Raw genomic sequence first — 13,149 nt, forward strand, 5'->3', positions numbered from 1 at the left:
GTTGTCGCATGCTGTAAAAATTCGCATACCCCAGACACGCCAACGCGGGAGCAAGCTCCCGCGCGGCGACATCCTACCAGTCACCGCCTGTGCGCGGTCAACCGGGCGACAACTTACTTGTTGTCTTTAACTTCTTCGAACTCGGCATCGACAACATCGTCGTGCTTGGCTTCAGGCTCTGCTTGTTGCGCAGCGCCGTCAGCCGGCTGGCCTTGCTCGGCGTACATTTTCTGGGCAACTGGCGCGGAGACTTTCGACAGTTCCTCAACCTTGGCTTCGATGGCAGCCTTGTCGTCGCCTTTAATGGCGGCTTCCAGGGCAACCACTGCCGCTTCGATTGCGGTTTTCTCTTCGTCCGTCACTTTGTCGCCAGCATCAGCGATCATTTTGCGCGTCGAGTGAACCAGCGCGTCACCCTGGTTACGGGCGCCTGCCAACTCTTCGAACTTCTTGTCCGCTTCAGCATTGGTTTCAGCATCACGGATCATCTGTTGAATTTCTTCATCAGACAGGCCGGAGTTGGCCTTGATGGTGATCTTCTGCTCTTTGCCGGTCGCCTTGTCTTTCGCGCCGACGTGCAAGATGCCGTTAGCGTCGATGTCGAAGGTCACTTCGATTTGTGGCACGCCACGTGGTGCTGGTGGAATCTCAGCCAGGTCGAACTTGCCCAGGGACTTGTTCTGTGCGGCTTGCTTACGCTCGCCCTGCAGCACGTGGATAGTCACGGCGCCCTGGTTGTCATCGGCAGTCGAGAACACCTGGGATTTCTTGGTAGGAATCGTAGTGTTCTTCTCGATCAGCGCAGTCATCACGCCACCCATGGTTTCGATACCCAGGGTCAGCGGGCTTACGTCCAGCAGCAGCACGTCTTTCACGTCACCAGCCAGCACAGCACCCTGGATAGCAGCACCCATGGCAACGGCTTCGTCCGGGTTCACGTCTTTACGGGCTTCTTTGCCGAAGAACTCGGTGACCAGCTTCTGAACCAGTGGCATACGGGTCTGACCGCCCACCAGGATCACGTCGTTGATAGAGCCAACGTCGATACCGGAGTCTTTCAGCGCGATGCGGCAAGGTTCAATGGTGCGCTGAACCAGGTCTTCAACCAGTGCTTCGAGCTTGGAACGCGAGATCTTCACGTTCAAGTGCTTAGGACCGGTAGCGTCTGCAGTGATGTACGGCAGGTTCACGTCGGTCGACTGAGCGGAAGACAGTTCGATCTTGGCTTTTTCAGCGGCCTCTTTCAGGCGCTGCATGGCCAGCGGGTCACCCTTGAGGTTCATGCCGCTTTCTTTCTTGAATTCGTCAACGAGGTAGTCGATCAGACGAATGTCAAAGTCTTCACCACCCAGGAAGGTGTCACCGTTGGTGGCCAACACTTCGAACTGGTGCTCGCCGTCAACTTCTGCGATCTCGATCACGGAAACGTCGAACGTACCGCCACCCAGGTCGTAAACGATCACGGTGTGGTCGCCCTTGGCCTTGTCCATACCGTAAGCCAGCGCGGCTGCGGTTGGTTCGTTGATGATACGTTTTACATCCAGGCCCGCGATGCGGCCGGCGTCTTTGGTGGCCTGGCGCTGGCTGTCGTTGAAGTAGGCAGGAACGGTGATCACCGCTTCAGTCACTGCTTCACCGAGGTAGTCTTCGGCGGTCTTCTTCATCTTTTTCAAGATTTCAGCCGAGATTTGCGGCGGCGACATTTTCTGGCCGTTCACTTCAACCCAGGCGTCACCGTTGTCGGCCTTGGCGATTTTGTAAGGCACCATCTTGATGTCTTTCTGTACGACTTCTTCGTCGAACTTACGACCGATCAGACGCTTTACCGCGTACAGGGTGTTGTGCGGGTTGGTCACCGCCTGACGCTTGGCCGATTGACCGACGAGGATTTCACCGTCGTTGGCGTAAGCGATGATCGACGGAGTGGTACGTGCGCCTTCGGCGTTTTCAATAACTTTTGCAACGCCGTTTTCCAGCACGGAGACGCAGGAGTTGGTGGTCCCCAGGTCGATACCGATAATTTTGCCCATGATTTACTCTCCCGAAACTTGAATTTGGTTGCCGCAGCAGTTTTGGCTAACTGCGGTAGCACTTAAACGCTTGACTTATAAATGGGGGCCTTGCGGCGAATTTCAAGCCTGCTCATCAATAGAAGGCGCAACGGGTGCAGGAGCCTTGCTCACCACCACCATTGCCGGACGCATCAGGCGACCGTTGAGCTGGTAGCCCTTCTGGAATACCTTGATGACGCTATTGGGTTCCAGGTCATGGCTTTCCTGCATGGCCATGGCTTGGTGATGTTCAGCATTGAACGGCTCGCCGGCTTGCGGATCGATAGCTTCCAACTGATAACGCTTCAGGGTGTCCTGGAACATTTTCAGGGTCAGCTCGATGCCTTCGCGCATTGGGCGGATGTTTTCATCGTCCGGGTTGGACAACTCAAGGCCACGCTCCAGACTGTCGATGATCGGCAGCAGGTCACCGGCGAATTTTTCCAGCGCAAACTTGTGAGCCTTCTCTACATCCTGCTCGGCACGGCGGCGGACGTTCTGCAGATCGGCGGCAACACGCAACGATTGATCCTGCGCAGCGGCCAATTGCTCTTCGAGCACTTGCACACGAGTCGCCAGTTCATCACCGACAGCCGAATTGGCGTCTGGAGTTTGCGTATCCTGCGTCTGTTCGTCAGCCATAGATTTCTCCTTTCAAAATCATGCGCGAACTCAACTCGCGCTTCTGCTCCGGTATATGGGGCCACAATTTTCAGGTTCAAGGGCGCAGGCGTTACCAAAAGTCTTTCGATTGACCTGGATCATTTCCTTCGCGCTCATTCCACATCGCGCTAAAAAAAATCGCAACTCAAGCAAATCGAGCTAAGCGCCAGGATTGTCAGGCCTGAACAAAACACTGTATAAATAACCAGACCTAAAGCCTGGGAGCGGCCGTCATGCTCGTGCACCTGTCTGTACATAACTACGCCATCGTTGAACATCTGGATCTTGAACTGGATCGCGGGATGAGCGTAATCACAGGCGAAACCGGCGCCGGCAAGTCGATCATGCTCGACGCCCTCGGCCTTACCCTCGGCGACCGCGCCGACAGTGGCGTGGTACGCCCTGGCGCCGACAAGGCCGACATCCTGGCCACCTTCGACCTGGCGGACATCCCCGAAGCCGAAGCATGGCTGGCCGAGCGCGACCTTAATAATGAAGGCCCCTGCATTCTGCGCCGGGTGATCACCGCCGAGGGGCGCTCCCGCGGCTATATCAACGGCACGCCTTGCCCACTGGGCGACTTGAAAGCCCTGGGCGAATTGCTGATCGATATCCACAGCCAGCACGAACACCAATCCCTGCTGAAAACCGATACCCACCGTCGTCTGCTCGATGAGTACGCCGGCGCCACCGATCTTTCCCGGCAAGTTCAACTGGCAGCCCAACGCTGGCGCCAGACACGCCAGGAACTGGAACGCCTCTCCAACTCCGGCGACGAACAACGCGCCCGCCACCAGTTGCTCAGCTACCAATTGGAAGAGCTCGAAAGCCTTGGCCTGGGTGAGACAGAACTGGAGCAACTTGAGCAGGAACACAAGAACCTGACCAACGCCGAAACCCTGCTGGGGATCTGCCGCCAAGTGGTCGAGCAATGCAGCGAGAGCGACTCCGGCAATGTGCTCAACGCACTGACCGCCAGCCTGAACCGCCTGTCCAGTGTGAACAATGCTTCCGGCTCACTGAGCGAAGCGACCACCCTGTTGACCAGCGCACAGATCCAGGTTGAAGAGGCCGTGGGCGAACTCAATCGTTTCCTGGACCATTTCGACGCCGACCCAGCTCGCCTGCAGGAAATAGAAGAGCGCCTGGACACTATTTATACCCTGGCTCGCAAGCATCGAATCCAGCCGACTGAAGTCGCAACCATGCAGCAGAAACTGCTGGATGAAATCGAAACACTCAACGCGAACGACGAGTCCATCGAACGACTGGGCGAGGAGCTCGCTTCGTTTGCCCGTCATTATCAGGAAAAGGCCCGGGAGCTGAGCGCTCTGCGCCAGCAGGCAGCCACCAGCCTGGCAAGCGCCGTTGAGCTTGAAATCCAACGCCTGGGCATGCCAGGCGGGCGTTTCACCATCGAGTTGCATCCCAACGCCAGTCAAGAATTGCAGCCCCATGGGCTGGAGCACGTCGAACTGCTGGTGAGTGCCAACCCCGGCCAACCGCTCAAGGCCCTGGCCAAAGTGGCCTCCGGCGGCGAACTCTCGCGGATCAGCCTGGCGATCCAGGTGATTACCGCCCAGACCTCACGCGTACCCACACTGGTATTCGATGAAGTGGATGTGGGCATTGGCGGGCCGACCGCAGAAATTGTTGGCCAATTGCTGCGTCGCCTGGGCGATCGCGGCCAGGTGCTTACGGTGACCCACTTGCCGCAAGTGGCAGCCCAAGGGCATCAGCACCTGTTTGTGCATAAGGTGCGCGGTAGCGACGCGACACACACAGCCGTCTCCAAGCTGAACAAGTCGGAACGGGTGGAAGAAGTGGCGCGGATGCTTGGTGGTATCGACTTGACCAAGGAGTCCTTGGCCCACGCGAAAAAAATGGTGGTGGCCGCGAAGGCCTGAAGCGACGTTTTTCCCACCTATAGAAAGCACGAAGGCGACCCGAGGGTCGCCTTCAATCGTTTCGCAGAGCAAAACTGCGTCGATTTTTACTTTTTCTTACGGATGTACAACACGAGATTGTGGTCGACCAAATCGAACCCATGCTCCTCAGCAATCTTGTGCTGCAGCGCTTCGATTTCAGGGCTGGTGAACTCGATAACCTCATTGGTATCCAGATCAACCATGTGGTCATGATGACCACCGTCAGCCAATTCAAACACCGCATGACCGCCGTCGAAATTATGACGAACCACCAGCCCTGCGGCTTCAAACTGGGTCAGTACACGGTAGACCGTGGCCAGGCCGACGTCCTCGTTAGACTCCATCAGTGCCTTGTAAACATCTTCGGCACTCATGTGGCGCTGCTCAGCAGAATCGAGCATTTGTAGAATCTTGACTCGTGGCAGAGTCACTTTGAGACCGGCTTTGCGTAGTTCGCTATTTTCAACCATGGTTAGCTTTCTCGCGGATGCTGCTTCGCAGCTTCTCTTAATACGGGTATGATCGGCGTTTACGTTGTCCCAGCCAAGATAGTGGAAGTCGCCCACCGATGCAAAACACCAAGCTCTTGCTAACCAGTTTCACCTTTGTGGGACTGCTCGCACTCGCCGGTTGTTCATTCCCCGGGGTTTACAAAATCGACATCCAGCAGGGCAATGTCGTCACGCAGGACATGATAGACCAGTTACGCCCGGGAATGACCCGACGGCAAGTACGGTTTATCATGGGCAATCCCCTGCTGACCGACACTTTCCATGCCGATCGCTGGGATTATCTCTACAGCCTGCAGCCTGGTGGCGGTGAACGCCAGCAGGAGCGCGTCAGTGTCATATTCAATGGCAATGACCAGCTCGTGAGCCTGTCCGGTGACTTCATGCCCGGCGTAAGCCGCGATGAAGCCTTGCTGGGCAAGGACAGCGGCACCAACGTGACCGCACCTGCGCAGGAAGCCGAAAAACCGAAATCCGAGGTACCGGCCAAGCCAGGTTCGTTGTTGGACACCATCCAGAAAGACATCGACAACGTGGAAACCGTGCCCGTCCCGACGCCTCAACCTCTGGACACCAGCCCGCAATAATCTTGCGCTCGATAAAAAGCCCGGCATGCCGGGCTTTTTGTTGCCTGCTATTTGCATAGCTATATTGCCCACCGTATCAGCGCCTGGCTCAGCCCCCTGTGGGAGCGGGCTTGCTCGCGAAGGCGGCGTGTCAGTAAAGGATTCTTCAACTGAACCACCGCCTTCGCAGGCAAGCCAGCTCCCACAACTGGATCGCGCGGCTTCGGGGAGATATGTGTCGGTTGGCAGGTCGCCACGGGTTCAGCTTTGTATCGGAGTTGTGTAGATAGCTAGCTGCCATTTGGCAAGCTCAAGAATTCGCTTGCCTGGCCAATGCCGCCTTGGCCGCGCGCAGCCTGCGCACCTCTTTAGGGTCGGCCAGCAAAGGCCGATAGATCTCAATACGGTCACCCGCTTGTACGCAACGCACCTGTGCATCCACGACAACCTTGCCAAATATACCCAGCGGGCAATCAGCCAGATCAACATCAGGAAAATGCGCCGCCATTCCCGACGCCCGCACCGCCTCGCGCAAACGAGTGCCTTCAGCCACCTTTACCGCCAACAAAACCTGGCGATCCTCGGCGGCGAACACAACCTCAATCTCAACCATGCAGTTGCTTGGCGCGCTGACAGAAGGCGTCCACCAGGGTATTGGCTGCCTGATTGAACAAAGGCCCCAAGGTCGCACGCACAATCGGCCCGGCATAATCAAACGAAAGATCCAGGCTGATCTTGCAGGCCTTGTCCGTCAGCGCCTTGAACACCCACACACCGTGCAACTGAGTGAACGGCCCTTCCTGCAGGTTCATTTCGATGGATTTGCCCGGCACCAGCACATTTCGTGTCACAAAATGCTGGCTGAGGCCGCCCTTGGCCACCCCCACACTGGCAACCATGTGCTCGTCACTGCTCTCCAGAACCTCGGCTGTCGAACACCAAGGCAGAAACTCCGGGTAACGCGCCACGTCGTTGACCAGGTCATAGAGCGCCTGCGCCGGATAGGGCAACAGGGCCGAACGTTGAATATGCGTCGTCATGTGAGCGTTACTTCCACTGCTTAAGGCAAACATCGCGAAAGAACAGCCCAATCCGCGAGAGAAAAAAACCAAAGAACTGCCCGCATTGTCCGGGATTCGTCCAACTCGCTCAAGCACACAGGTTGACCGTAGCCGACACGCTCGCAACTCCCTATAATGCCGCCCCTATGGCTAAACAAAAGAAACACCCCACAGGGACCATCGCGCAAAATAAAAAGGCGCGACACGATTACTTCATCGAACATCGGTTCGAGGCTGGTCTGGTCCTGGCCGGCTGGGAAGTAAAAAGTCTGCGTGCCAGCAAACTGCAGCTGGTCGACAGTTATGTGCTGCTCAAGGATGGCGAGGCATGGCTGCTTGGCAGTCATATCACCCCGCTGACCACCGCGAGCACCCACGTGATTGCCGACCCGGTGCGTACGCGCAAGTTGTTGCTCAATGCCCGCGAACTCGAAAAGCTCGCCGCAGCCGTGCAGCAAAAAGGCTACGCGTGCATCTGCTTGTCCTGGTACTGGAGCAAGCACCTGGTCAAATGCGAGATCGCATTGGGCAAGGGCAAGAAGGAATACGACAAGCGCGACACCGAACGCGAGCGCGACTCCAATCGCGAACTGCATCGCGCCGTGCGCAACAAGGGCAAGGAAGAATAATCCTTGTGACGGTGTAGCCCACGCGGGCTACATCCCTTTGCGTCGCTCCGCACGAGCCACACGCTGAACCTCCTGACGCACCTCCTCCAGCACCTCCTGCACATACAACAGATGCCGTGTCGAGACTTCGCGCGCCTGTTCGGCCCGCCCCTCGATGATGGCCAGGTACAAGTCCCGGTGCTGACTGATCAGCATGTCGCGGGTCTCAGTACGCTGCTGGTACATGCCACCAATATTCGTCACCACGTTACGCTTGAGCAGGTCAAACAGCCCGCGAATGGTGTGCAGCAACACGGCGTTATGACTGGCTTCGGCAATCGCCAAGTGAAACCTTGCATCCGCAGCACCCTCCTCTACTCGGCTCACTTCGTCGGCGCGCGCGTAGCAATCCTGCAACGCCTCAAACGCTGCGGTCAGCCGTTCACGGTCAACCTCCGTGGCGCGTAACGCCGCGTAGTAGGCACACGAAGCCTCAAGGGTCTGGCGAAACTCCAGCAGATCGCGCTGCGCTTCGGGATTGCTTTCCAACAAGTGCAGCAGCGGATCGCTGAAGGTCGAACCCAGGGAGTCCACCACATAGTTGCCACCGCCCTGGCGACTGACCAGCAACCCCTTGGCCGCCAGTTTCTGAATCGCCTCACGCAACGACGGGCGCGACACACCAAAGCGCTCAGCCAACGCGCGCTCGGCCGGCAAGCGCTCGCCCGACTTCAGCGTGCCCTCGAGAATCATCCCCTCAAGCTGCTCGACAATATCGTCAGACAAACGGCGCTGACGCACCTGATCAAACCCCATAACTCACTCTCCACCATCCCGACCAATCGCCGGGGCCCCTATTCTGGCCTATCGACGCGCCGGCAGCACCTATCAGAACGCCTTCAATTTCGCCGATCAGAACACCCCGCCTCCCGACCTACGACCAAAGTTTCGCAGGCGGCAAATTGACACACCCCTGCCCAGGCTCTTAATCTAGCCCACAGCGATTGTAAATTGGTATTACCAATTACCCAAGCTCACCAAACAACAACAATCAGGGGCCACCCCATATGCAAACCTGGCAACAGCTTTACAGCCCACTCGGCAGCCTCGGCCTGTCCGCACTGGCCGCCGTTATTCCCATCGTATTCTTCTTTCTGGCGCTGGCCGTGTTCCGCCTCAAAGGCCATGTGGCCGGCAGCATCACCCTGGCCCTGTCGATCCTGGTCGCCATTTTCGCCTTCCAGATGCCGGTAGACATGGCGCTGGCCGCGGCCGGCTATGGTTTTGCCTACGGCCTGTGGCCCATCGCCTGGATCATTGTCGCGGCGGTATTCCTGTACAAATTGACGGTCAAGAGCGGCCAGTTCGAGATCATCCGCAGCTCCGTTTTGTCGATCACCGACGACCAGCGCTTGCAGGTGTTGTTGATCGGTTTTTGCTTTGGCGCCTTCCTGGAAGGTGCGGCCGGTTTCGGCGCGCCCGTGGCAATCACCGCCGCGTTACTGGTAGGCCTGGGCTTCAACCCGCTGTACGCCGCCGGCCTCTGCCTGATCGCCAATACCGCGCCCGTGGCTTTCGGCGCATTGGGCATTCCGATCATCGTCGCCGGCCAGGTCACCGGCATTGATGCGTTCAAGATTGGCGCCATGACCGGCCGCCAACTGCCGCTGCTGTCGCTGTTCGTGCCGTTCTGGCTGGTGTTCATGATGGATGGCCTGCGCGGCGTTCGCGAAACCTGGCCGGCGGCCTTGGTGGCCGGCTTGAGCTTTGCCGTCACCCAATATTTCACCTCGAACTTCATTGGCCCGGAACTGCCGGACATCACCTCGGCACTCGCCAGTTTGATTGCCCTGACGCTGTTCCTGAAAATCTGGCAGCCCAAACGCACCGCAGGCGCACAAATTGCCGGCGCGACATCCAGCGTGGCGGTCACCTCCAGCGCCGGCGGCTTCGGCTTGCCCCGCAACACCGTGGTTTCGCCCTACAGCCTGGGGCAAATTTTCAAGGCGTGGTCGCCGTTCCTGATCCTCACCGTACTGGTGACCATCTGGACCCTCAAACCCTTCAAGGCCCTGTTCGCCGCGGGCGGTTCGATGTACGGCTGGGTGTTCAATTTCGCGATCCCGCACCTGGATCAACTGGTGGTTAAAGTCGCGCCCATCGTGACCAACCCCACCGCCATCCCGGCCGTATTCAAGCTAGACCCGATTTCGGCCACCGGTACTGCCATTTTCTTCTCCGCACTGATCTCTATGCTGGTGTTGAAAATCGACGTAAAAACTGGTCTTACCACTTTAAAAGAAACCTTCTACGAGCTGCGCTGGCCGATCCTGTCCATCGGCATGGTGCTGGCATTCGCCTTCGTCACCAACTATTCCGGCATGTCCTCGACCATGGCCCTGGTTTTGGCCGGCACCGGTGCTGCCTTCCCGTTCTTCTCGCCTTTCCTTGGTTGGCTGGGAGTTTTCCTGACAGGCTCCGATACCTCATCCAACGCCCTGTTCAGCTCATTGCAAGCCACTACCGCTCACCAGATCGGCGTCAACGACACCTTGCTGGTAGCCGCGAACACCAGCGGTGGCGTGACCGGCAAAATGATCTCGCCGCAATCAATCGCCGTGGCCTGCGCCGCCACCGGCCTGGTGGGCAAGGAATCCGACCTGTTCCGCTTTACCCTCAAGCACAGCCTGTTTTTTGCCACCATCGTCGGGCTGATCACCTTGGCGCAGGCGTACTGGTTCACCGGCATGCTGGTGCACTGAGACCTGCACGTAATAGGGTAAGAATCGACGCCGGGGCATCCTTCCGGCGTCTGCTATTTCTGGAGGACCGATGAGCCTGCCTGCTGCTTTCCTGAGCGACGTCGCACAACTAATCCCGCAAGATCGCCGCTTCGACGATCCACTTTCCACCCTCGCCTTCGGCACCGACGCCAGCTTCTACAGACTGATCCCACAGCTGGTGATCCGCGTGGAGTCAGAAGACGAAGTGGTGACACTGCTGCAACTGGCCCAGCGCGACCGCGTGCCGGTGACCTTCCGTGCCGCAGGCACCAGCCTCTCGGGCCAGGCCATCAGCGACTCGGTGCTGATCGTGCTCGGTGACAATTGGAACCACCGTGAAATTCGCGGGCAAGGTGCACAGATACGCCTGCAACCCGGCGTCATCGGCGCCCAGGCCAATGTCTGGCTCGCACCGTTCGGGCGCAAGATCGGGCCGGACCCGGCATCCATCAATGCTTGCAAGATCGGCGGTATCGTCGCCAATAATGCCAGTGGCATGTGCTGCGGCACGGCGCAAAACACCTACCACACCCTGGCGGGCATTCGCCTGGTGCTGGCCGATGGCAGCCGCCTGGACACCGAAGATGCCACCAGCGTGCAAGCCTTCCGCCAGTCACATAGCGCACTGCTTGAACGCCTGGCCCTGCTGGGTCGCGAAACACGGGCAAATACTGAGCTGGCGGCAAAGATTCGCCACAAATACCGGCTGAAAAACACCACCGGCCTGTCACTCAATGCCTTGGTGGATTTCGATGACCCGCTGGATATCCTCAGCCACCTGCTGGTCGGCTCCGAGGGCACCCTGGGGTTTATCAGTGCGGTCACCTACGACACCGTGATCGATCACCCGAACAAAGCCTCAGCGCTGATCGTCTTCCCGGATGTCGAAACCTGCTGCAACGCGGTCACCGTGCTGAAAACCCAGCCAGTCTCAGCGGTTGAACTGCTGGACCGACGCAGCATGCGCTCGGTGCAGGACAAACCGGGCATGCCTGCTTTCGTACAGCACTTATCGGAAAATGCCTGCGCACTGCTGATCGAATCCCGCGCCGCTTCGCCATCGCTGCTGCACGAACAACTGACGCGGATCATGGCGTCCCTGTCGGCGTTCCCCGTGGAGAAACAGGTCGACTTCACCGAAGACCCACTGGAAAACGCGCGCCTGTGGGCCATCCGCAAAGACACCTTTCCGGCCGTAGGCGCCGTGCGCAAAACCGGCACCACCGTGATCATCGAAGACGTCACCTTCCCGGTAGAACAGCTGGCGATTGGCGTGAACCGCTTGATCGCACTGTTCGACAAACATCACTACGACGAAGCCATCCTTTTCGGACATGCCCTGGAAGGCAATCTGCACTTTGTGTTCACCCAAGGCTTCAACAGCAGCGAAGAAGTCGCACGCTATCAAGCGTTCATGGACGACGTCGCGCAGCTGGTGGCCGTGGAGTTCGGTGGCTCGCTGAAGGCTGAACACGGCACCGGTCGCAATATGGCCCCTTTCGTCGAACTGGAATGGGGCAGCGACGCTTATCAACTGATGTGGCAGCTCAAGCGCCTGCTCGACCCCAACGCCATCCTCAACCCGGACGTGGTACTCAGCGAAGACCCGCAGATCCACCTCAAACACCTCAAGCCGTTGCCCGCCGCCGATGAGCTTGTGGATAAGTGCATCGAGTGTGGCTTCTGCGAGCCGGTGTGCCCGTCAAAAGGCCTGACCCTGAGCCCGCGCCAGCGCATCGTGATCTGGCGCGACATCCAGGCCAAAAAACGCGCAGGCGTGGACACCACCGAACTGGAAGCGGCCTACCACTACCAAGGCATCGACACCTGCGCCGCCACCGGCTTATGCGCGCAACGCTGCCCTGTAGGCATCAATACCGGCGACCTGGTGAAAAAACTGCGCAGCCGCGAGGCCGACCGTACGAAAACCGCCGACTGGCTCGCCAGCCATTTCGCCACCGCGCTGCAAGGTGCGCGCTTTACCCTGCACGTCGCCAATGGCGCACGTATGCTGCTGGGTGCCCCACGGCTGGCCAAGCTCTCGAGCACGCTGACCAAGCTGTCCAAAGGGCAAATTCCGCAGTGGACCAACGCCATGCCACAGCCCGAAAAAGCCATCCGCTTCAGCCCGGCGGTGACGGACGCGCGCCCGCGTGTGGTTTACCTGGCCGCCTGCGTCTCCCGCGCCATGGGCCCGGCAGCCGGCGATAAAGAGCAAATGTCTCTGTACGACAAAACCCGCCAGCTGCTGGAAAAAGCCGGCTACCAGGTGGTCTTCCCCGACAACCAGGACAGTCTCTGCTGCGGCCAGCCCTTCGCGTCCAAAGGCTACGCCGAACAGGCCGAACACAAGCGCCAGGAACTGATCGGCGCCCTGCTCCACGCCAGCCGTGGCGGCCTTGACCCCATCTACTGCGACACCAGCCCCTGCACCCTGCGCCTGGTGCAAGAGTTGGGAGAAACGCGCCTGGACCTCTACGACCCCGTGCGCTTTATCCGCACCCACCTGATGGACCGCCTCGACTTCACGCCCCAGGAAGCGCCCATCGCCGTGCACGTCACCTGCAGCACCCAACACCTGGGCGAAAGCCAGGCACTGATCGAACTGGCGCGACGCTGCGCAAAAACCGTAGTGATCCCCGAAGGCATTCATTGCTGCGGCTTTGCCGGCGACAAAGGCTTCACCACACCGGAGCTCAACGCCCACTCCCTGCGCTCACTGAAGGACGCCGTGCACTATTGCAGCGAAGGCATCTCCACCAGCCGCACCTGCGAAATCGGCCTGAGCCAGCACGGTGGCATCGACTACCACGGCCTGGTCTACCTGGTAGACCGAGTCACCAGCGCCCGCACCCATTGACCCGGCAAAAAAAACAGAACCCTGGCGCGCTGGCGTAGTCATCTGCATAGGCCTGGATCATCGAGGCCCATGAGTGATGTCGCTGGCAGCGGTTGCACGCCAGCAGCGTCGAGCCCTTTT

General features: G+C 58.8%; 11 protein-coding genes. 5 read left to right on the forward strand and 6 right to left on the reverse strand.

The genetic code is table 11. The annotated features are described in order from the left end of the window. Positions 1-113 precede the first annotated feature (113 nt). Together dnaK and grpE are read right to left on the reverse strand one after the other, a co-directional pair. A complete protein-coding gene (gene dnaK / locus BUE92_RS10350; protein WP_014719959.1) occupies positions 114-2,030 on the reverse strand; it encodes a molecular chaperone DnaK in 1,917 nt (638 codons plus the stop codon). 102 nt (positions 2,031-2,132) lie between these two features. Then, on the reverse strand, positions 2,133-2,693 hold the full coding sequence (gene grpE, locus BUE92_RS10355) for a nucleotide exchange factor GrpE (protein ID WP_073523520.1): 561 nt from the start codon (positions 2,691-2,693) through the stop codon (positions 2,133-2,135). Positions 2,694-2,947: 254 nt separating this feature from the next. On the opposite strand from grpE, the gene recN reads away from it, so the two are divergent. Next, positions 2,948-4,621: a DNA repair protein RecN gene (gene recN / locus BUE92_RS10360; RefSeq protein WP_073523522.1), complete on the forward strand. Its 1,674-nt coding sequence runs from the start codon at positions 2,948-2,950 to the stop codon at positions 4,619-4,621. Between the two features lie 86 nt (positions 4,622-4,707). Here the strand turns inward: recN and fur are convergent, their stop codons facing one another. After that, positions 4,708-5,112 (reverse strand): ferric iron uptake transcriptional regulator, encoded by a 405-nt coding sequence (fur, locus tag BUE92_RS10365; protein ID WP_003194220.1) that lies wholly within the window; start codon positions 5,110-5,112, stop codon positions 4,708-4,710. 98 nt (positions 5,113-5,210) lie between these two features. On the opposite strand from fur, the gene BUE92_RS10370 reads away from it, so the two are divergent. After that, positions 5,211-5,738: an outer membrane protein assembly factor BamE gene (locus BUE92_RS10370; RefSeq protein ID WP_034126997.1), complete on the forward strand. Its 528-nt coding sequence runs from the start codon at positions 5,211-5,213 to the stop codon at positions 5,736-5,738. Positions 5,739-6,027: 289 nt separating this feature from the next. Here the strand turns inward: BUE92_RS10370 and BUE92_RS10375 are convergent, their stop codons facing one another. Further along, on the reverse strand, positions 6,028-6,330 hold the full coding sequence (locus BUE92_RS10375; RefSeq protein ID WP_073523524.1) for an RnfH family protein: 303 nt from the start codon (positions 6,328-6,330) through the stop codon (positions 6,028-6,030). Then, on the reverse strand, positions 6,323-6,757 hold the full coding sequence (locus BUE92_RS10380) for a type II toxin-antitoxin system RatA family toxin (protein WP_005791512.1): 435 nt from the start codon (positions 6,755-6,757) through the stop codon (positions 6,323-6,325). The genes BUE92_RS10375 and BUE92_RS10380 overlap by 8 nt, the downstream gene beginning before the upstream one ends. 167 nt (positions 6,758-6,924) lie before the next feature. On the opposite strand from BUE92_RS10380, the gene smpB reads away from it, so the two are divergent. Further along, entirely contained in the window at positions 6,925-7,407 is a 483-nt protein-coding gene (gene smpB / locus BUE92_RS10385) for an SsrA-binding protein SmpB (RefSeq protein WP_003176160.1), read from the forward strand. A gap of 27 nt (positions 7,408-7,434) precedes the next feature. On the opposite strand, the gene BUE92_RS10390 is transcribed toward smpB, so the two are convergent. Continuing rightward, a complete protein-coding gene (locus tag BUE92_RS10390) occupies positions 7,435-8,202 on the reverse strand; it encodes an FCD domain-containing protein (protein ID WP_073523526.1) in 768 nt (255 codons plus the stop codon). Between the two features lie 251 nt (positions 8,203-8,453). Between BUE92_RS10390 and BUE92_RS10395 the strand changes: the two genes are divergently transcribed. Further along, the gene (locus BUE92_RS10395; RefSeq protein ID WP_073523528.1) at positions 8,454-10,148 is read left to right on the forward strand and encodes a lactate permease LctP family transporter; all 1,695 of its coding nucleotides are present in this window, start codon (positions 8,454-8,456) and stop codon (positions 10,146-10,148) included. 70 nt (positions 10,149-10,218) lie between these two features. After that, complete coding sequence (locus BUE92_RS10400) at positions 10,219-13,029, forward strand: FAD-binding and (Fe-S)-binding domain-containing protein (protein ID WP_073523530.1); 2,811 nt, start codon at positions 10,219-10,221, stop codon at positions 13,027-13,029. Positions 13,030-13,149 lie beyond the last annotated feature (120 nt).

The organism is Pseudomonas fluorescens (assembly GCF_001902145.1).
Taxonomy (GTDB): domain Bacteria; phylum Pseudomonadota; class Gammaproteobacteria; order Pseudomonadales; family Pseudomonadaceae; genus Aquipseudomonas; species Aquipseudomonas fluorescens_BV.

Excerpts from the sequence above, each read along its gene's own strand:
- dnaK (WP_014719959.1), bottom strand. The coding sequence starts at position 2,030 with ATGGGCAAAATTATCGGTATCGACCTGGGGACCACCAACTCCTGCGTC.
- BUE92_RS10400 (WP_073523530.1), top strand. The coding sequence starts at position 10,219 with ATGAGCCTGCCTGCTGCTTTCCTGAGCGACGTCGCACAACTAATCCCG.
- grpE (WP_073523520.1), bottom strand. The coding sequence starts at position 2,693 with ATGGCTGACGAACAGACGCAGGATACGCAAACTCCAGACGCCAATTCG.
- BUE92_RS10395 (WP_073523528.1), top strand. The coding sequence starts at position 8,454 with ATGCAAACCTGGCAACAGCTTTACAGCCCACTCGGCAGCCTCGGCCTG.
- smpB (WP_003176160.1), top strand. The coding sequence starts at position 6,925 with ATGGCTAAACAAAAGAAACACCCCACAGGGACCATCGCGCAAAATAAA.
- BUE92_RS10390 (WP_073523526.1), bottom strand. The coding sequence starts at position 8,202 with ATGGGGTTTGATCAGGTGCGTCAGCGCCGTTTGTCTGACGATATTGTC.
- BUE92_RS10375 (WP_073523524.1), bottom strand. The coding sequence starts at position 6,330 with ATGGTTGAGATTGAGGTTGTGTTCGCCGCCGAGGATCGCCAGGTTTTG.
- BUE92_RS10370 (WP_034126997.1), top strand. The coding sequence starts at position 5,211 with ATGCAAAACACCAAGCTCTTGCTAACCAGTTTCACCTTTGTGGGACTG.
- BUE92_RS10380 (WP_005791512.1), bottom strand. The coding sequence starts at position 6,757 with ATGACGACGCATATTCAACGTTCGGCCCTGTTGCCCTATCCGGCGCAG.
- fur (WP_003194220.1), bottom strand. The coding sequence starts at position 5,112 with ATGGTTGAAAATAGCGAACTACGCAAAGCCGGTCTCAAAGTGACTCTG.
- recN (WP_073523522.1), top strand. The coding sequence starts at position 2,948 with ATGCTCGTGCACCTGTCTGTACATAACTACGCCATCGTTGAACATCTG.